This is a genomic window from Paenacidovorax caeni (genome assembly GCF_001298675.1).
Lineage (GTDB): Bacteria > Pseudomonadota > Gammaproteobacteria > Burkholderiales > Burkholderiaceae_C > Paenacidovorax > Paenacidovorax caeni.
This window is the reverse complement of the sequence record NZ_CYIG01000051.1, coordinates 1-19,684: the sequence shown is the minus strand read 5'-3', so window position 1 is coordinate 19,684 and position 19,684 is coordinate 1. Positions and strand designations below refer to the sequence as shown.

14 protein-coding genes and 1 pseudogene are annotated in these 19,684 nt (G+C 62.4%); 5 read left to right on the top strand and 10 right to left on the bottom strand.

Annotation, left to right across the window (positions count from 1 at the left end):
- The 3 genes and pseudogenes from BN2503_RS16400 to BN2503_RS16390 all read left to right on the top strand — a co-directional run.
- Positions 1-573: pseudogene (locus BN2503_RS16400) on the top strand (peptidase M48); the annotation flags it as partial.
- Between the two features lie 36 nt (positions 574-609).
- A complete protein-coding gene (locus tag BN2503_RS16395) occupies positions 610-1,932 on the top strand; it encodes an RsmB/NOP family class I SAM-dependent RNA methyltransferase (protein WP_054257712.1) in 1,323 nt (440 codons plus the stop codon).
- Positions 1,933-1,998: 66 nt separating this feature from the next.
- Positions 1,999-7,935: an alpha-2-macroglobulin family protein gene (locus BN2503_RS16390; RefSeq protein ID WP_074930157.1), complete on the top strand. Its 5,937-nt coding sequence runs from the start codon at positions 1,999-2,001 to the stop codon at positions 7,933-7,935.
- A 434-nt stretch (positions 7,936-8,369) separates the two neighbouring features.
- On the opposite strand, the gene BN2503_RS16385 is transcribed toward BN2503_RS16390, so the two are convergent.
- From BN2503_RS16385 to BN2503_RS16345, 10 genes are all read right to left on the bottom strand, one after another.
- Positions 8,370-9,047, bottom strand: a complete 678-nt coding sequence (locus BN2503_RS16385; RefSeq protein ID WP_054257710.1) for a HEPN domain-containing protein — start codon at positions 9,045-9,047, stop codon at positions 8,370-8,372.
- 246 nt (positions 9,048-9,293) lie between these two features.
- Complete coding sequence (locus BN2503_RS16380) at positions 9,294-10,391, bottom strand: patatin-like phospholipase family protein (protein WP_233495105.1); 1,098 nt, start codon at positions 10,389-10,391, stop codon at positions 9,294-9,296.
- Positions 10,384-11,307, bottom strand: a complete 924-nt coding sequence (locus BN2503_RS16375) for a diguanylate cyclase regulator RdcB family protein (protein ID WP_074930154.1) — start codon at positions 11,305-11,307, stop codon at positions 10,384-10,386. Before BN2503_RS16375 ends, BN2503_RS16380 begins: the two co-directional genes overlap by 8 nt.
- A complete protein-coding gene (locus BN2503_RS19610; protein WP_082366647.1) occupies positions 11,304-13,760 on the bottom strand; it encodes a dynamin family protein in 2,457 nt (818 codons plus the stop codon). Before BN2503_RS19610 ends, BN2503_RS16375 begins: the two co-directional genes overlap by 4 nt.
- A 54-nt stretch (positions 13,761-13,814) precedes the next feature.
- Positions 13,815-14,366 carry a hypothetical protein gene (locus BN2503_RS19605; protein WP_074930150.1) on the bottom strand — a complete coding sequence of 184 codons (552 nt, stop codon included), beginning with the start codon at positions 14,364-14,366 and terminating at the stop codon, positions 13,815-13,817.
- Between the two features lie 47 nt (positions 14,367-14,413).
- Positions 14,414-15,352, bottom strand: coding sequence for a helix-turn-helix transcriptional regulator (locus tag BN2503_RS16365; protein ID WP_074930172.1), 939 nt, complete (start codon positions 15,350-15,352; stop codon positions 14,414-14,416).
- Between the two features lie 499 nt (positions 15,353-15,851).
- Positions 15,852-16,874, bottom strand: coding sequence for a hypothetical protein (locus tag BN2503_RS16360; RefSeq protein ID WP_054257705.1), 1,023 nt, complete (start codon positions 16,872-16,874; stop codon positions 15,852-15,854).
- Positions 16,875-16,878: 4 nt separating this feature from the next.
- On the bottom strand, positions 16,879-17,223 hold the full coding sequence (locus BN2503_RS16355) for a hypothetical protein (protein WP_054257704.1): 345 nt from the start codon (positions 17,221-17,223) through the stop codon (positions 16,879-16,881).
- A 9-nt stretch (positions 17,224-17,232) separates the two neighbouring features.
- A complete protein-coding gene (locus BN2503_RS21055) occupies positions 17,233-17,757 on the bottom strand; it encodes an NINE protein (RefSeq protein WP_054257703.1) in 525 nt (174 codons plus the stop codon).
- A 169-nt stretch (positions 17,758-17,926) separates the two neighbouring features.
- Positions 17,927-18,154, bottom strand: a complete 228-nt coding sequence (locus tag BN2503_RS16345; RefSeq protein ID WP_054257702.1) for a DUF3079 domain-containing protein — start codon at positions 18,152-18,154, stop codon at positions 17,927-17,929.
- Positions 18,155-18,300: 146 nt separating this feature from the next.
- On the opposite strand from BN2503_RS16345, the gene BN2503_RS16340 reads away from it, so the two are divergent.
- Both BN2503_RS16340 and BN2503_RS16335 read left to right on the top strand, forming a co-directional pair.
- Positions 18,301-19,176, top strand: coding sequence for a methylglyoxal synthase (locus tag BN2503_RS16340; RefSeq protein WP_054257701.1), 876 nt, complete (start codon positions 18,301-18,303; stop codon positions 19,174-19,176).
- Positions 19,173-19,493, top strand: coding sequence for a hypothetical protein (locus BN2503_RS16335; RefSeq protein WP_054257700.1), 321 nt, complete (start codon positions 19,173-19,175; stop codon positions 19,491-19,493). Before BN2503_RS16340 ends, BN2503_RS16335 begins: the two co-directional genes overlap by 4 nt.
- The last annotated feature ends 191 nt before the right edge of the window (positions 19,494-19,684 follow it).

Below are 19,684 nucleotides of genomic sequence, written 5' to 3'. Positions count from 1 at the left end.
GACGGGCACCTGGGCGCCTTGCGCGGGCTGGTGCAGACGCTGCCCGAGGGCGACCGCGCCGCGCGCCTGCAAGGGCTGCAGCGCCTGTGGGACGCGGGCGGCGACCAGCGCTGGTGGGCGGCGCGCACGGCCGTGGAGGAACTGGAAACGCCGCGCCCCGGCCTGGAGCACGATGCGGCCGCCCTCAAGCTGTGGCGCGAGCGGCACCGGCAGGCGCAGGAGGGCGAGGCGCGCGCCTGGGAGGAGCTGACGCAGACCCCGTGCTTCAGCCAGACCGCGCCGCACGACCTGGGCGCTTTCGAACTGGGCGAGGTGCAGGCCGAGCTGGCGCGCTGCAAGCCCGTGGTGGCGGCGTGGATCGTGTGCAAGCGCCTGCGCGAGTTTCCGGGGCGGCGCGCCTACGTCGTCTTCGTGGAGCTGCCCGGCCTGCCGGACGACGAGCGCTACCCGCTCTGCCGCGCGCTGGAGCGCGGCCTGAGCCTGCCGGGGCCCGCGCTCGTGCTGTGGGCGGGCGAGTCGCCCACGCTGCAGGAAATCCGCGCCCATGCGCGTGTGCCGGTATTCACGCGCTGAGCGGTGGCGGCGGCGCGCAATGGGACAATCGCCCCCATGCATCCCAAAGCCCTTCTGGACGCCTGCGCCGAGCTGGTGCGTCTGACCCTGACCTTCGAGCACCCGGCCGACGCCGTGGTGTCTCGCTATTTCCGTGACCACCGCGCGCTCGGCCCCCGCGAGCGCGCCACGCTGGCCGAGACCGCCTACGCCGTGCTGCGCAGGAAGCCGCTGTTCGAGCAGCTCGCACGCTCGGGCTCTGGCCCCAAGGAGCGGCGCCTGGCCATCCTTGGCTTCGCCAGCCAGCTCGACGAGCAGGCCCGCCGCGCCGACCCGCGCGCCCAGCGCGGTTCGCGCGACTTCCTCAAGAGCGCGCTGACGCCGCAGGAAAAGGACTGGCTCGACGCCTGCGACCGCGTGCGCGAGGACGACCTGCTCGAACCCCAGCGCCACAACCTGCCGCAGTGGCTGGCCGCGCCGCTGAAAAGCCAGCTCGGCGACGGCTTCTGGCCCCTGGTGGCCAGCCTGTCGCAGAGCGCGCCGCTCGACCTGCGCATCAACACATTGGTGGCAAAACGGCCTGAAATCGAGAAGGAGCTTGCGCAAGCAGCTATTGAATCGGTAGCAACGCCGTATTCCCCCTGGGGCCTGCGCGTGCAGGGCAAGCCGGCATTGGCCAAGCTGGAGGCATTCCAGCGCGGCGCCATCGAGGTGCAGGACGAAGGCTCGCAACTGCTCGCCTTGCTGCTCGATGCCAAGCGCGGTGAAATGGTGGTGGACTTCTGCGCTGGCGCGGGCGGCAAGACCCTGGCCATCGGCGCGCAAATGCGCAACACCGGGCGCCTGTATGCGTTTGACGTGTCGGGCCACCGGCTCGACGCGCTCAAGCCGCGTCTGGCGCGTTCCGGCCTGTCGAACGTGCACCCTGCCGCCATCGCGCACGAGCGCGACGAGCGAGTCAAGCGCCTGGCCGGCAAGATCGACCGCGTGCTGGTCGATGCCCCGTGCTCCGGCTTGGGCACGCTGCGCCGCAACCCCGACCTGAAGTGGCGCCAGTCGCCCGAAGGCGTGCAGGAGCTGGCGGCGAAGCAGGCCGCCATCCTGGCGAGCGCTGCGCGCCTGTTGAAGCCGGGTGGGCGCCTGGTGTACGCCACCTGCAGCGTATTGCCCGAGGAGAACGAGGCCATTGCCGAGGCCTTTTCCACCGCGCACCCGGACTTCGTGCCCCAGGATGCGGGCGCACTGCTGGAACAGCTGAAGGTGGCGCAGGCCGCTGAGCTGTGCAGCGGCGGTGAAAATGGCCAGCGCTACCTGCGCTTGTGGCCGCACCTGCATCAGACGGACGGCTTCTTCGCCGCCGTGTGGGAGCGCAAGGCATAAGGCACGGAAGGTTGCCGTGGGCGGAAGGGGATGGGTTAATCTCACCCCTTCACTCGGAGCCCGGGCGTGAACGCTATTTCCTTCCCCTTGATTTTTGCCGCCAGCCTTGGGCTCGCGGCCAGCGCTGCACAGGCGCTCACCATCACCCATTTCTCGCCCCAGGGCGAAGTGGCGCGCGTGCGCCAGGCCGTGGCCAAGTTCGACGGCGCGGCGGTGAATTTCGGCGACCCCAAGGCGCCTGCGCCGCTCACCCTGAGCTGCGACGACGCGCAGGCCAGCCAGGGCCAGGGGCGGTGGACCAGCGAGCGCGAGTGGGTTTTCGACTTCAATGCCGATCTGCCGCCCGGCGTGCGCTGCACGGCGCGCGTGGTGCCAGGGTTCAAATCGAGCGCTGGCGCCCTGCTGACGGGCGCTAAGAGCTATCAATTCAATAGTGGCGGGCCCTTCGTGCAGAACCTGCAGCCCGGCACCTACGAGGAGATCGACGAAGAGCAGTTCTTCGTGCTGCAGTTCAACGGCCCGGCGACGACGGCCAGTGTGCAGGAGCACACGTGGTGCCTGGTGGATGGCGTGGGCGAGCGCGTGCCGGTGCGTCTGATTGCGGGCAAGGAGCGCGAGGCGTTGCTCAAGGCCCAGGGTTTGGACAAACGTGCCGCTAAGGAGCCCCTGCAGTTCGCCACGCTGGCGTGCAAGCGCCGCCTGGGGTCCGGCACGCGCATGCAACTGGTGTTTGGCAAGGGCGTGGCCACGCCCAGCGGTATTGCCAACCAGGTGGAAAAGCGCTTTGACTACAAGGTGCGCGAGCCGTTTACGGCCAATTTCTCCTGTGAGCGCGAGAACGCGCAGGCCGCGTGCCTGCCCATACGGCCCATGCGCCTGGCCTTCAGTGCGCCGGTGCCCCGCAAGCTGGCCGAAGGGGTGCGGCTGAAGTCAGCGCAGGAAACCGTCAAGCCGCGCATCGACGATGCTGCCGATGGCGACAGTGTGGTGTCTTCCCTGGAGTTCGCCGCACCGCTGTCGGGGCAAACCAAGTTCGAGCTACTGCTGCCGAAGGATTTCAAGGACGCCTCGGGCCGGACGCTGGCCAATGCCGACAGCTTTCCGCTGGCCGTGGCCACGGGCGACCTGCCGCCACTGGCCAAATTTGCGGCGGCGCCGTTCGGCATCGTCGAGCGCTTCGCCGAAGGACCGCCGTCTGACAACCCGCCCGCGCTGCTGCCGGTGACGCTGCGCAAGGTGGAAGCCGCGCTGCAGGTGAGCGGCCTGCAGGCGAACACGCTGCAGCCACGCAGCGACGCGGAAATCATCGCCTGGCTGCGCAAGGTGCGGCGCTATGACGACTACATGGTGCCGCGTGCGCAGGCGCGGCGCGACGTGAAGGGCGCGTTGCCCGCGGTGCTCGACGGGGACAGCGAGTGGGTGCAGTCGCGCATGGTCTCGCTGCTCGCCGGGCAGGGCCATGTGAAGACGCTGGAGCTGCCCCGGCCCGCCAAGGATGACCCGCGTCCCTTTGAGGTGGTGGGCATTCCGCTGCCTGTGGGTTTCTCGGTGGTAGAGATTGCCTCGCCCCTGCTGGGCCAGTCGCTGCTGGACGCGCGCCATGGCGCGCAGCGCACCATGTACGTGCGCACCTCGGCGCTGGTTACCAATCTGGGCGTGCATTTCAAGCTGGGCCGCGAGAACGCGGCCGCCTGGGTGACTTCGCTGGACAAGGGCAAGCCCGTGGCGGGCGCACAGGTGCGCGTGTCCGACTGCGAGGGCCGCGAGCTGGCCCAAGGCACGACCGATGCGCAGGGCATCGCGCGCTTCGAGAACCTGTCTCCCGAGCCGCGCACTTGCCAGGGGGAGGACGAATGGCGCAGCGCCTACTTCGTCAGCGCGCGCGCCCTGAACGAGGGCGTGCAGGACATGGCCTTCACTTGGAGTGACTGGCAGCGCGGTATCGAGCCGTGGCGTTTCAACGTGCCCACCAGCAATGAGCCCCGGCCCGACGAAATCGCCCACACCGTCTTCGACCGCACGCTGCTGCGCGCGGGCGAGACGGTGTCGATGAAGCACCTGTTGCGCACCCAGACCAGCAAGGGCTTCGCCTTGCCGCAGTACAGCCCCGAAACCCTGGTAATCACCCACGTGGGCAGCGGCCAGCAGTACACGCAGCCGCTGCAGTGGCGCGGCACGGCCACGGGGGGGCGCAGCGCGCAAAGCCAGTTCCAGATTCCGCCCGCCGCCAAGCTGGGCGTGTACCAGGTGGAGCTGCGCGGCAAGCACCAGTCGTTCGAGTCCGGGAGCTTTCGCGTCGAGGAGTTCCGCCTGCCGGTGCTCGAAGGGCGCGTGGCACCTTCGGCCAAGAAGGCGCTGGTGCGCGTGCGCACCGTGCCCACCGACGTGCAGGTCAACTACGTGTCGGGCGGCGGTGCGGCGCACCTGCCGGTGCGCGTGTCGGCCCTGGTGCGTGGCAAGCAGTTGCAATACCCCGACTACGAAGCCTTCAGTTTCAGTGCGCCACGCAAGCGCGATGCACCGTCCGCCGCCCAGAGCGACGACGAGGAAGCCACGGCCAGCCAGGACAGCCGTGTGGTCGCTGACAAGCTGCCCGTGACGCTCGACAAAAACGGCGCTGGCAAGGTGACCGTGGAGAACCTGCCAACCCAGCGCGAGGCGCAGGAACTGCTGCTTGAGGCCACCTATGCCGACCCGAACGGCGAGGTGCAGACCCTGCGTAGCACCCACACCCTGTGGCCCGCTGCCGTGGTGGCAGGCGTGAAGACCGAGGGCTGGGCCTCCAGCGGCAGCCGTGTGCGTTTCCAGGCGCTGGCGCTGGCGCTCGACGGCAAGCCGCAGGCGGGCGTGCCGCTGTCGGTGCAGGCCATTGCACGTGTGACCACCTCGGCGCGCAAGCGCATGGTCGGTGGCTTTTACAGCTACGACAACCGTGTCGAAACCAAGGATCTGGGCACTGTCTGTACCGGCCAGAGCGACAGCCGTGGTCTGTTGCTGTGCGAGGCCAAGCTGGACGAACCCGGCGCGGTGGAGCTGGTGGTGTCCGCGCGCGACAAGGAGGGCAACGAAGCACAGGCCGCCGCGTCGGTCTGGATCACGCGCCAGGGCGAGCTGTGGTTTGGTGGCGAAGACCACGACCGCATCGACCTGCTGCCCGAAAAGAAAAGCTACCAGCCCGGCGAGGTGGCGCGCCTGCAGGTGCGCATGCCGTTCCGCTTCGCCACGGCGTTGGTCGCTGTGGAGCGGGAAGGCATCATCGATCTGCGCGTGGTGGAACTCAACGGCAAGGACCCGACGGTGCAGCTCAAGGTGGAGGAGGGCTGGGGCCCCAACGTCTACGTCAGCGTGCTGGCCCTGCGCGGGCGCTTGCGCGAGGTGCCGTGGTACAGCTTCTTCACCTGGGGCTACAAGGCGCCGCGCGAGTGGTGGACGGCATTCTGGTTCGAGGGGCGCGAGTACGTGGCGCCTACGGCGCTGGTGGACCTGTCCAAGCCCGCCTACCGCCTGGGCCTGGCGGAAATCCGCGTGGGCGCGCAGGCGCACCAGATTCAGGTGCAGGTCGCGGCCGACAAGGAAAGCTACCCCGTGCGCGGCAAAGCGCAGGTCACCATCACCGCCAAGCTCCCTAACGGCAAGCCGGCCGCGGGGGCCGAGGTGGCGCTGGCCGCCGTGGACCAGGCCCTGCTGGAGCTGATGCCCAACACCAGCTGGAACCTGCTTGACGCCATGCTGCAGCGGCGTAGCTGGGGCGTGGCCACCTCCACCGCGCAGATGGAGATCATTGGCCGGCGCCACTACGGCCGCAAGGCCGTGCCGGCAGGCGGCGGCGGCGGGCGCTCGTCCACGCGCGAGCTGCTCGACACGCTGCTGCTGTGGCAGCCCGCGCTGCAGCTTGACGCCAACGGCCAGGCCAAGGTGACGGTGCCGCTGAATGACGCGCTGACCACCTTCAAGATCGTGGCGGTGGCCGACCTGGGCACGGGCCAGTTCGGCACCGGCCAGGCATCGGTACGCACCACGCAGGACCTGCAGATCATCAGCGGCCTGCCGCCCCTGGTGCGCGAGGACGACCAGTTCCGTGCCCAGATCACCCTGCGCAACACCACCCAGGCAGCCATGAAAGTAGAGGTGGCACCGCGTGCCACGCTGCTGGCGCTGGACAAGCAAACCGTGGACATTCCCGCCGGCGAGTCGCGCGAAGTGGCCTGGAACGTGACCGCGCCAGCGCAGCTGGCGCAGACCCGCGCCGAGTCCATCGTGTGGGAGATCGAGGCGCGCGACACCGTCTCGGGCGCGCGCGATGCGCTCAAGGCCAGCCAGCGCATCATCCCCGCCGTGCCGCTGACGGTGCAGCAGGCCACGCTGGTCCAGGTCGATGGCAGCCTGCAACTGCCCGTGGCGCCGCCGCAGGACGCCCTGCCAGGCCGGGGCGGGCTCAAGCTTTCGCTGCAGCCCAAGCTGGCCGAGGGCCTGCCCGGTGTGCGTGACTGGTGGGCCAACTACCCGTTCGCTTGCCTGGAGCAGAAAACCAGCAAGTCCATCGGCCTGCGCGATCCCAAGCTGTGGCAGACGGTGGCGGCGCAGCTGCCCACCTACCTCGACGGCGATGGCCTGGCCAGCTACTTCCCGCCGCGCGATGGCGATGCCAACCGGGGCAGCGACACGCTCACGGCCTACCTGCTGGCCGCCACGCACGAGGCGTCGGGGCTGGATCCGGCCTTCGCGCTGCCCGACGAGGCGCGCGCCGCCATGGAGCGCGGCCTGGCCGCCTTTGTCGAAGGGCGCATCGAGCGCAACTTCTGGAGCCCGCGCAAGGATCTGGACATGCGCAAGCTCGCTGCCATCGAGGCGCTGTCACGCTACGGCAAGGCGCACGCGCGCATGCTCACCAGCATCACCGTGGCGCCCAACCAGTGGCCCACGCATGCGGTCATCGACTGGATCAACATCCTTAAGCGCGTGGACGGCGTGCCCGAGCGCCGCCAGCGTTTGCAGGAGGCCCAGCAAATCCTCAAGGCGCGCCTGAGCTACCAGGGCACCAAGCTGCTGTTCTCCACCGAGCAGGACGACTACTGGTGGTGGCTGATGCAAAACGGCGATGTGAACATCGCGCGCCTGCTGCTTGCCGTCATGGACGACCCCGAGTGGCAGCCCGACATGGGGCGCCTGGCCAACGGCTTCATCAGCCGCCAGCAAAGCGGTGCCTGGCACACCACCACGGCCAACTTCTGGGGGGGGCTGGCGCTGGAGAAATTCAGCGCCAAGTTCGAGGCCACGCCGGTCGCTGGCGCCACCCGCGCCGCCATGGGCGCGGCCCATGCCAGCGTCGACTGGGCCAAGGTGGAGCGCATCAAGACCAGCGCCGCCGCGGGCGCGGCCCACCAGAGTGTCTGGTTCGGCGCGCCCGCCGCGCCGGGCACGCTGAAGAACAACAGCATGTTCCTGCCCTGGAGTCCGGCGGGCGGTAAGGAGAGCCTTTCCGTCACGCACCAGGGTGCGGGCAAGCCCTGGCTCACGCTGCAGTCGGTCGCCGCCGTGCAGCTCAAGGCACCTTTCAGCGCGGGCTACACCCTCAAGAAAACCGTCACCCCGATCGAGCAGGCCAACAAGAGCCTGCCCGCAGGCCAGTACACCCGGGGCGATGTGCTGCGCGTCACGCTGGAAGTGACCAGCACCGCCGACATGACCTGGGTGGCCATCACCGACCCGATTCCGGCTGGCAGCACCATCCTGGGCAGCGGCCTGGGGCGCGACTCTGAAATCGCCACCCAGGGCGAAAAGCGCGAGGGTTGGGGCTGGCCCGCGTTCGAGGAGCGCAGCTTCGAGTCCTTCCGCAGCTACTACGAGTACCTGCCCAAGGGCGCGGTGAAGATGGAATACACCGTGCGCCTGAACAACGCGGGTGACTTCCAGCTCCCGCCCAGCCGTGTCGAGGCACTGTACGCCCCCGAAATGTTCGGCGAGGCGCCGAATGCGCGGGTGAAGGTGGTGCAGCAGCAGTGAAATAGCTGCCAGCGCTTCGCTATCAAGCGCTGGCAGCTATTGATTTGATAGCTTTGAGGCGGCCATCAGTCAATGCAAACCAGCATCCTCTCCAGATCGTCATGCCCGCAGTGCGGGCATTGGCCGGGTGGCTTGTACAGCGCGCCCTGCGTCCAGTACCTGCCCCAGCCACATTGGACGCATTTCAGTCCGTGATGGCGCCCTCTAGGCAGGTCAAGGGGGTTCTTTGTTCCCAGAATGCCGGCGGATGATAGAAACCTTCGGATGCTTGCCGAAAAGGCTTTTGCAATGCCAAGGCGTGGCAGTTGGGAGGAGTCATCAAGATGCATGGTTCGCCCATTGCAGAAAATCAGAGGAGAACCAAAGGGTAGCGTGCAGCACCGGCAGAATGTGTCGCTGGCTCTCGCAGCCGCTGGGCGGCCGCATTCGGTCGCTCAATCTCTGACCACCGGATAAAACGGACGCCCCTCGAACCGCTGCGGGCAGTCCATCATTACCCCCAGCATCACCGGCAACACCCGTGCCAGTAGCGCGCGGCCATCGCGTACCTGGGCGCGGTTCACTGAACTGTTCCACGTTGACCCGCCGTGCATCAATTGGTTGCGCAGCGTGTACAAGCGCACGAACACCTCGTACAACACCCGCTCGGTATCTTGCTGCGCCAGCGCGCGATGCACGCGCTGGCGCGCGTCGTCGAACGCCTCGCGCCAATGGTCGGGCGTGCTGCCATCGCTGCGCGGGTTGTTCAGCGCATCCCAAAAGGGCTGGAACACGTATTGGTTATCGAGCAATACGCGAATGGGGCCGGGGAACACCTGCCACACCAGCGCGGACAGGGCCTTGGCCTTGTCCAGCGCGCATACGTCGGCCATGAAGTTGCGAAACGCCTGCCGCTCCGACGTGCCGCCGCCCGCGCCCTGGCCCAAGTCCTGCGCATAGGCCGCGTTGAAGGCGATCCACAGACAGACGAAGGCCACGTCGTCGTCATCTCCTGCCGCCTCGGCGCGTTGCAGCCAGCTCAGTGCGCGGTGCATGCGCAGGGTGAAGGGGGTGCGCTGCTGGGATATCTGGGCCTGGTGGCGGGCGGTGAGTGTTGCCAGCGAGTGGGCCATGGTGGGCGAGGTAGGCATCAGCGTTTGAACCATTTCTCCAAGGTGTTGGCGATCTGGCTGAAGCCAGCCGGCATGGCTACCGTAGCTTTGGAGTCCAGCGGTGCATGGCCGCACTTTGGGCAAGCATCGAAATGATCGTGACCCCGTACCAGCGCATCGCTGGCTGGAGCTACGGTTTTGCTCCAACTACAAGCGGGGCATTGATAGTGGTGTGGGGGTGGACGTGTAGGCATGCAGTACCTGTGCTTATTGCACTCTCGACATGGCATCGGTCAGCGCTGCATCTGCGGAATTTCCGCGTTGCAAGCTGTCGGTAAGCGCCTGCTCGGATTGCCGCAGCGCTTGACGCGATTGGTCGGCCTTCATGACCCGACCGACGCAGTGCATCGTGTCCTGATAGCCCTGTTTCATCAGCCTGGAGATGTTCGATGAGTCAAAACCCAGCGCAGCCTTTGCTGCACCCAACGGGCTGCCGTCCGGCGTAATCGGTGCTTGCGGGCGTATTTCGAGCACCGTGGTATCTCGAAAGTCGTGGCGACTCCACAGTGAGCCATCAGTCAAGTGCGTCACGATGACTTGCTTGCAACCCGCCTCGATGAGCGGCGTGATCGGCGTGTTGCCCTGCGCCGTTTGCCAGCCACCTTGCCCCCCGTCCGAATAGCGAGCATCGCCAATCTGACGTGCCTGGTACAGCAACGGAATGGCGGCAGATGCCAGCAAGGCGTTGCGCCGTTCATGCGCGGGCAGCGATTGCACATGCACAAAGTGCGAGGGTGGTGTATCTGCAAGCCCTGCCTCAGCTACGGTGCAGCGCAACAGATCAGTCAGTCCGCCCCTGCTTTCAAACACCGACACATAAAGCGGCAAGCCACGCATCAAGCCGTCGGTGTTCAGATACTCGTCCATCAGCGCTTTGAGTGGTTCGTCCGACAGCAGTGCCGACTCCAACCAATCGTCCACGACCTGCACTGCTGGAGCAACCCAGCGCATGCCCTGTGCCAGCGCCGGAACCTGTGCAAACACACCTGGCAATGGGGTTCCCAGCGTCAGCCCTGCAGCCGCCAGCAGTTTCAGATAAGCAGGTGTATTGGCCTCCACCGGGGATTGGGATGCCAGCGTGTTCCACAGCATTTCCAGCCGCTGTATCCCCTCGGGAAGCGAAGGTGCACAAGCCAGCACTGCACCATTGAGCGCCCCCATGCTGGCCCCGGCTACCATGTCGATGTCCGCGCCCAGCTCCAGCAGTGCTTTGAGCACGCCAACTTGGTAGGCTCCTTTGGCACCGCCCCCAGAAAGAACCAACCCTGTGACGGGTATGTCTTGCATTACAGCTAATTCAGACATCTATCACCTCCAAAGAGAAAACTTCCTGCGTCATCGTCCCAGCGATGCGTCGGGCTTGGGCAATCAAAGGCACTGTGAGGTTGACAGGCCGTTGTTGCGTGGCGCTGTTCACAAACGGCGCCGTATCGGTGTCCATTCGATCAGCCAAATAACTCAGTGCCTGTTGCAAGTCATCACCAGCATTGCCAGGCCGAACTGGTGGCGCAGGCAACCATACGGTCGCCATCTCAGCCGAGGTTTGCAGGCCAATTCCAGCATCGGTGGCCAACTGCTTGGTCGCACGATCCACCACCATTTGCATGAAATCGCGGGATTGGCGCTGTCCTGGGTAATTGCGGCAGTAGTCCCCCAAAGCTCCCCAACGCAATTCCTCCAAAGAGGCATAACAGCGTGCAGCGGGTGACAGTGCAACAAAACGACCCGCAGCCCATTTGTCGAAGGTCGCATCCATGTTCAGCTGCGCTTTCTGGATGAAGTCGATACGCGCAATTTCCTGGGCCATACCTTGTATGCGTGCATCAAGCCGGTCTGCAAGCTCCTGCAGCTGGACTCGTGTATCCGCGCTGTAATGCGCCAGTTGGGCTACGTTGCCGGTGAGCGCGGTCACACGGTCGTTGACCTGAGTGATCGCCCAATTACTTTCGGCTACGGATTCGCTCAATTCGCACAACCATTTCAATGAGGCCTCTACCCCATCGGCAAGACTGGCTTGGATCGCTGCGTTTCTGCGCGCCCCCTGCCCTGTAAAGCCGTCGTATAAGCGCGCGAAAACTCCTGTGCGTTCGCGCTGCACACGCAAATGGTCGCTCGTTACATCAATTCCATTAGCAAAATCCACCACGAATTTTTCCGGCAAGCTACTCAGAATTTGGCAAACAGGTGAATCAGGGGTGATGGGAGTAGTATTCGCGTTCATGCCAAGACCTCGCCGCGCGCAACCGACACACCTTCGCTTCGGCGAAGTGTTTCAGTAGATTGGTTTAAAGCAGCGCAGTCTTTTTCTAACCCCGATGCCTCACGGGCCATTTTTGTAGATTCTTCCAAGAAAGATGCTTTTTTCTCCTGATCTAGGCTATGTTTTTGCAGTCCACTCATCAAATCGCCACGAATATGCTCAATTTTCCCCCTGAAAGCACGGAAGAATTCTTCCACACCTTGATGTAATTGAGGATAAATTACCTCATCAAGCGCGCTATGCGCTGCTTTGAAGAGATTTTGTACGCTTGCTTGACAGGATGCATTAATTTTCACAAGATTAACTTCGTAATAATCCTCTGTGTCTGAGTAAGACTCCCAACCCCAATCATCTGTACCAAACCAACGGCAGACTGTCCCCCAGGCGCCGGATTTTCTCCTGCGCCTAGTCACAGTTTTAGTTTTTTCTTCAACTGCATTATTCAAAATTCCGGAGACCGAGGTATCCAAAGATATAGATTTTGCGTCTGGCAGGCGTATTTCAATATCAAATCCATCAATGTTCTTTTGTGCGGATTTTTGAATTTTATCGAGCGAATCCAATCTTTGCCGATCCAACTCTTTAGCAAAATTAATTACGCCATATTCAATGGATTTTTGAAAGCTTTTTTCCGCTTTCTCCATCACGACTAGAATAGACTTCTCTATGTCGCCCCTAAAATTGTTAGCTTCCATTTTTTCGTCAAATACAACAATTCCATTCTTTGCATTAGCAATCGTCTCATTTTGATTAAATGACTTATTTTCTTTTGATTTTTGACCACCTACAAGTGCCTTTGTGACCATCCCAAAAAGATAAAGCGGACTGTTTTCATCTTGCCTTAAATTTTCTTTTCCTTTTTTTTTGGCAATAATATTTTTCTCTATTTCTTTACCTTTTTTTAAGTAATCCTCTAGAGTTTTTTTAATGTCTCTCTCAATTTCATAAGCTGATTCTTTCACATCAGATTGCATGTTGTGCAGGGCTTTCTGCAACGCAGCCTCTGTTTCTTTCTCTATCCGCGAAATACTCTCAATATCTTGCTGAAGGTTGTGTATGTTTCTTTGAAGTTCCGTAGTGCTCTTTTTCAAAGAACCAACGTTAGCCTTGAAGAAATCTCCGGCATCACGCGAAATTTTTTCTAATTTAGATGCAGCAGAGCGCAAGGCTTCCAGGGCTGCATTCTGGTGCGCCTCAAAAATTACCTTCAACAATGGCTCGGCAAAACCTGATTCTGCCCAAATATGGTCAGCACCTTCCTTCACTTCTTCAGGGTTTTCTATAAATTTCGCCCACCTCTTTCCAAAAGCCTCTTCGGCAAAATCCTTAACCCACGAATCAGCAGTGTTCAGTTGACCATTACGATGAATTTCATTAAGAGCACGGCTAGCTAAATAGCCTTGGTTTGCAGAAACAGGGAATACGCCATCTTGTGCGATTACACCCTTCATCAAGGTTTGTGACACATATTTTTTGACAGCAGCTGCATCATCGCTATTTCGATCTTTTTGATCAAATTTATTGACCAAGGCGTACATTCGATCCTTTGCCGTTTCAGAAATTTCCAAAAGATTTTCGCGCACCTGTGCGTCCGCATCAGATTTAAGCTGGGTGTAATCCAGCACAGCCAGAACAGCAGATGCTTTTTTCAGCTGATCTTTGAGCATATGCCGCAAATGCTGTTGTCCCGCCTCGTTCGGGCCAGGCGTGTCCAACAAAGTCAGTCGTCCTTGCGTGGCTGGCGTATCTTTCAAATGGGTAAATTCCACCTCAATGACTGGCATGGCATCGACAGTGGAATATTCCGCGAATGGAAAATTTATCTCTGTTGCAAAGCAGAGCCGAACAAGGTCATTCAACCCTTTGAGGAAATTAAAAATTCCTTCCTCGCCATCATATCGGGATACAAAATTTTTCTTATGACTAATCTTCTCTAGCAGTTGATCCATATCTGGATCATTCCTCAGCTCCTTCAAAATTTCTGGATTAATTTTTTTAATAGCCGAATGCAAAATATTCAGCAAATCATTGAGGGGTTTGATTTTTTCGAACACCAAGCGTGGCGTCAAAATACCGGGCGTATGTCGAATCAGTGTGGGTAAAGCCGTCATGGGGCGGTTGCGGTTGGGCAACACTTCAGCACCGACGATGGCATTAATACTGGTTGATTTTCCTGCTTTCATGGTTCCCACGACAGCCAGCACCATATCCAAATGATCGAGTTTGTAGCTTTCCCCATCTAGAACTTCAAGTGCTTTTGGCAAAGATTCCGAATCAAAAGTGGCTCGATTTTTTCCACCAACTGCCGGGGCTTCTACTAAGCCTTTATTGTTTGCTTTTTGCAGGAGGTCTTTGAGTAGCCGCAATTGACGTTTTGCTTCATCGCGGAGAGTGTCAATATTATTCTTGTGCATATCGTTTTTAAGTTGGTTTAAGATATTTTATAAACTTAATAATTATTTAAAAAATTACTTTATTTCGGCATTATAAAAAACACTCGCCCCCCCATCCTTTTTTACCATAAGTTTATTGCCATCCGCAAGAATCTCAACACCTTCAGAGCAACCATCTATTTCTTTCTTTCCTATCACGGACTCTGTTTTTAGATCAAAAGCAAAAGCATATGTTGAGGCAGGACAAGACCTCCCTCCTTCCCCAGTCGAAATTATTATTACGTATTTATCCCCAAAGCTATATGCCTTCTCAACATTAATGTACACCAAACCTTCTAAATCATCAAACACAGACTCCAGAATATTTACAACACCTGCGCGAGATTGATAGTTAATAGCATTATCAGACTCAGAAGTTGTAATGGTAAAAATTCCGGCTATAGAATTTTCGGTAACGTTAGCCAACTGATACGAAATGGATGGAACCGAGGGCGGTGCAGGTGGTGATGCTGGCGCAGAAGCCGGAGATGCAACTACTGGTTCTTGCACTTTGACTGAATCTTCTGGAGATTTGTTGCAGCCAGCAAGGACGGCGATTAATGCAAGCAGATAAAAATTTTTCTTCATAATTTTCCATTTTAAGTTAATTTGTTTATTTGTAGTCTGAAAATTATTTATTGCTCATCTCCTTTCCACATCACCAACGCCCGTCGCAACCCCGCCACCAATTCCTCATGCCAAGCCTGCGGCTGAACGATGCGCACATGCGGCAGCCAGTAGCGCACCACCGGTAGCAGTTGGTTGATGTGGTTGATATGCGTAGTCACCAGCAGCGAGCCATCCGCGTCCGTTCGCTGCTGCTGCAGTGGCAGCAGGGCGCGGCGGGTGAAGTAGTGCGCCACCTCGGGCGCCACGCGCAGCAGCACTTCCGTGGTGCTTTCGGTGAACCACACGTCGTCCTTGGCGTTGATGTAGTCCTGGTGCGCGCGTTTCGGCGTGAAACGGCGGGCTTCATCCACCAACAGACCCGCGATCAGCGCCACGCTGAAGTTTTTCAGCCGCCCAGCCTCCTCAGCCGCCAGGTACCACACACCGCCCTTATGGATTAGCCGGTAGGGCAGGGCGTGGCGCGGCTTGGCCTTGTAGGTGAAGCGGCATTCCTGATGCTGCGCAATGGCGGCTTGCAGTTGCGCGAACAGCGGGCCATGTGCGCCCAGGTTCTCCTGCGGTGTGGGTTGCACGTGCGTGGCACGGCGCGGCTCGGGCGTTTCCAGTTGTTCCAGCAAGTAGCGCAGGCTGGTGTCGGGGAAGACGTGTTCCGTGCCCGTCAGGCGTGCATAGCTGTGCAGGTGCGATGTCGGCACGGTGGCGCGTGACGCCTTGGCCAGTTGCCACAGGCCATCGGCGTTGCGCTCGGCAATACCTTCCAGGCGCTGGTACAGATCGCGCTCTATGGTGCGCACGTCCACATCGAACTGCTGCACCAGTTGGTGCTTGTCCAGGGCCTCGCCTTGGTGCAGCCGGGCCAGGATGCCGGACAGGCGCAGGGCCAGTTTTTCGCCCTTGGTCTCGGCGGGCTGCTTGGCGGGCGAATGAGAGGAAGCAAAAGGCATGGCGGTATCGGCGGTAGTGCGGTGGCGTTGCACAGAACTGTAGAAGCCCGGTGCGGCAGCTGATGCCGGAGGCGGCAAGGATGCGTTGGCCAACCACACTGTGATTGTGGGTATGGTGCATTCTGTCGCATATCCAAAAAAGTAAACAGCACAAGCTGCTGCACGCCCGCCGTATGGAGGATGCGGTCGATCAGGCGCTGGGGCCGGTTATGCGCAAGCTGCGCACGAAGCGCGGCTGAGCGAGGCCGACCTGGCACTGCGCTTGGGCATGGATCGCAACGACCTCTCGCTGGTCGAGCTCGGCCGTAACAGCCCGAGCGTGCGCATGCTCATGCGCGCCGTGCATGGCGCTGGATGCGCGCGCGGCCGACCTGCTGGGTCGATGTGGCGCGGCGCGTGCAGGTGCAAAAGCCGTTCGAGGGGTGAACGGCTGGAATAGGCCTGAAAATTGGCTCAAGCCCTTATGGAGTAAGCGCTGGAAGCTCACTTTTACGTAGCACTAATCGGTGGCCGGGATGACTTCCACAGCACCATTGCGTAGCGCGAAGCGGCGCAACTGCATGCGCTCAGGGGCGGGAGCCGTCTCGCCCAATGCTGCGATGGGGTCGCGGCTGCCTGCCATGCGGACTTGTGGCTCGGGCGCGCCGTCGGGCGCTTTTTCGAGCGTGGCGGTGGCGATGTCGGAGCAGGAGCCGAATTCCGGCGTTACCGCAATGCCCTGTGCCGTGAGCGTGGCGAAGCGGTAGAGCGCCGGGCAGAGCGCTCCGCCGGTGTCTTGCAGCAGCACGATGTCACGGTCCTCCAGTTCGTAGTGCGCCACGATGTGCAGCGCGGCATTGCCTTGCACCGCCTCGGCGGTGCCGGGAACATGCCAGGGCATGGGGGCTGGTGCGGGCGTGGCGGCGGCGGGCGCCGGCGTGCGGGGGGCGGCGCTGGCGCGCCCGAACAGGGCCAGCAGCTTGCGCCACAGGCCGTCCCACCAGGCGGCCAGGCGTTCCAGCAGCGTGGGCGGTGCGGCGGAGGGGGCAGGAGCAGGGGCGCCGGCATGGGCGCTGGCGGGCTGCGGGTTGCCGAGCACGGGGCGGTCTTTGAAGAGCAGCAGGTGCTCGTCGGTGATGCGCAGCGCACCAAAGCGCGTGCGTAGCGCGCGCTCTCGCAGGGGCAGGCTGGGCTGCATGAAGGCGTCCTGCGCCTGCGTGATGAGCCACCAGCCCGACGGGTGGTTGGCAAAGTGCAGTTGCTTCAGCAGGGCTTCGTCCGGTTCGATGGTGCGAGCGCCTTCGGCCATGCAGGCCAGGTCTGGCAGGCAGCGCGCCAAGATGATCTGGCCGGCCTGTGAGGCGTTGGCGAACACCTGGCCGATCAGGTCGCCCGACTCGGGACTGACGAACCACAGCACGGAATGCGTGGGGCCGCGTTCGAGCTGGCCTTCCAGCGTTTCTTGGGCCTGGGCGCTGGCGTGCCATGGGGCGAGCGCCAGGGAGGCGGCCAACAGGGCCGCGAGGGAGTGGGGAAACTGCATGCTTTCAGCCTTCCATGGTGAGGATGCCGATCAAGAACAGCAGCAGGCTGCTGATCAACCCCAGGGCGGCGAGTACCGTGCCCAGCACCCCGAAGAGCTTGTGGCGCCCGGTCTGTACCAGCGCGGCAATGCCCAGAGCCAGTGCCAGAACCATGGCCAGCGTGGCGAATATGACGATGAAACCGAACAGGACGGTGGGGGCGGATGTCGTGGCCACGCTGTCGTGCGTGGGCTCCATTAAGTCCGCGATACCTATGAGGCCGAGCAGCAGCGTGTCAGCACTCAGGCTGATGATGAACGCTGCGATGCCCAGCCCCGAATGGGGCTGCGTGGGAATGGGGCGCTGCATGGTGGCGTCTCACCAAAAGAAGGAGAACGGCCCAGGCTGGGTGGCCTGGTAGGCCTGTACCTTGGCGTCGAATTCCGCATCGCTCATCCAGATGTAGCGGACATACTCGACGATGGTGAACACGATTGCCCCCAGGAGTAGCAGCACGCCCAGCGGCGGCAGCAGCGCGAACAGGATGCCCACAACCACCGGCAGGCCCAGCAACTGCAGCAGTCCCAAGCCCCAGGCGCCCATGTAGAAACGGTGTGCGCCGTAGTACCCCAGGAACAGCGCCAACAGGGTGAGGACGGGCTTGCGCTTGGGCCGCTGTGCCAGGGGTTGTGGGGCGGGCGGCACTGCCACGGCTTCGGGCAGGGCCAGTTGCACCTGGCTGGCGCGGTGCGCGTCCAGCGCCACGCATTCCACAGCCATACCGCGCTCGGGGGGAATGACCTCCATCCAGTCGGCGGTGCGAAAGCTCAGGCGCTGGCCTTCGGCCGTGGCGATCAAGCCCATTTCTTTGTCGGCAACGTACGCGAGAATTTGCCCTCTCATGCGGGTTCTCCTGATTGGTTGATGGTTTTGGCCTCAAAGGCATTACCAGCAAGCGCAGGCAGCTATCTTTTTTGGATAACCCTGGAGGGATTCCAGGCGCCCCGGGTGGCTGGTGGGGCGACTGTAGGAGGGGGTTGCGACAGTGTTTGTCGCACGGGCCGGGCGGGGTTTATTGCGGTGAATTTTTCGTGGGCGCCGCGCTGCTGTCCGTCTGCGCTGGGGCCTGTTCCTGCGGCGCTTCCCACTGCGCCCAGTCCGGCCCGAACAGCTCTGCCGGGTGCTGCGAGCGCTCCGAGCCATTGCCGCACAGCATGGCGTTGGCGGCGCAGTAGCGGTCGCAGCCCCAGCAGGTGCGTTCGGGGTGGGCGGGGTTCTTGGGGAATTTCTTCGGGCGCATGGCGGGCGGGGGCGTGGCCTGCAGTCTGGTGATGCGTTGCGTGCAGGGTTTTGCGGTACATCAAATCCGCAACGGGCCCCCGCACCCCGTGCAGGTGCTCCAACCTGATTAGGATGGGCGGCTCCATTGCTCTCTTGCCCACGCCCATGCTGCTCGGTCTTGCCGCCAACCGCCTGCACCACCACACCGAAGACGCCGCGCTGTTCGCCTTTCTGCGCGCGTGCGAGCCGGGTATCCGTGAACTCCAGCTCGGCCTGCACGCCGTGGGCCGCACGCACGACGCCATCGTGGCGGCAGGCCTGCTGCAGGGATACGCGCCGCTGGTGCGCTACCCCTACGGGCGCGACGGCGGCCTGATGAAGCTGGTGGCCGAGGTGGTGGGCATGGAAGGCCCGGGGCGTACTCTCGATGGCGCCATCTACCTCATCGACCCGGTGGACCCGTCGTCCATCTTCCCCGAGGCGCTGGCGCTCAAGCGCCAGTGCGTGATCCATGGCAAACCCTTTCTTTCCACCGTGGCCAGTGCGCGCGACTGGGTGGAGATGGAGCGCATCCATGCCGGCCTGCCGCCCGACCCCCAGGCCGATGGCTTGCACGACTACGGCGCGCAGACCTTGGCGCTGATCGCACACGATGCCATGAAGGCAGAGATGCTGGCCTTTGCCGACCGGCATTTCGACGTGCTCTCGCGCTTCAGCCACCGCGTGGCTACTGGCACCACGGGCCTGCGCCTGAACGAGCTGGCCTGGAACCGGGGCTGGCCCACCGACCGCTACTGGGTGCAACGCTTTCACAGCGGCCCGCTGGGCGGCGACGCGCAGATCGCCGACCTGGTGCTGGAGCGCCGTTGCCACCGTGTCATCTTCTTCGAGGACCCCCATGTGGCGCGCCAGCACGAGACCGATATCCAACTGCTGGAGCGTGCCGTGACCACGGCCACGTACGACGCCGTGTGCACCACCTCGCCCAAGGTGGCGCAGCGCTGGTGCGAAGCGGCGCGGCGGCGCGAGGCGGGGGTGTGAGCAAGCGGGTGGCGATCGTCCTGGCAGCTGCCGTGCCGCTCGGGCTGGCGTGGTGCGTTGCCCAGGAGCACCGCGCCGCAGAGCGGGCGCAGGCATTCTGCGCGGCGGCACGGCCGGGGGCAGGTGCCGCGGCCCTGCAGGCGCAGGCGCTGGCCCAGGGCGCCCATGCGGGCCAGACGCGCTGGTCGCCCCAGGCCGATGGCAGCGAGCAGCTCTGGGCCACGTTCACTGGCGTCTTTCCACTGTCGCGCCACATTTGTCTGGTGACAGCGCGCGCGGGCCAGGTGGTGGAAGCACGGTTGGCGTACCTGGACTGATTTTTGCTCTTTCTTCGATAGCTGCTAGCGCTTATCTAGGGAAGGTCTGCAAAACCCAGTCCGCCTGCGTGTCCGAGCTGACTGAGGCACGTTGAGTTTCGCGATGCGGATCGAAGCGACGATGGCAGCTCGATTCGCCGGCAAATTCCGGCGTTATGAGCCAGCGGCACGCCCATTTGACGCCCTGCGGA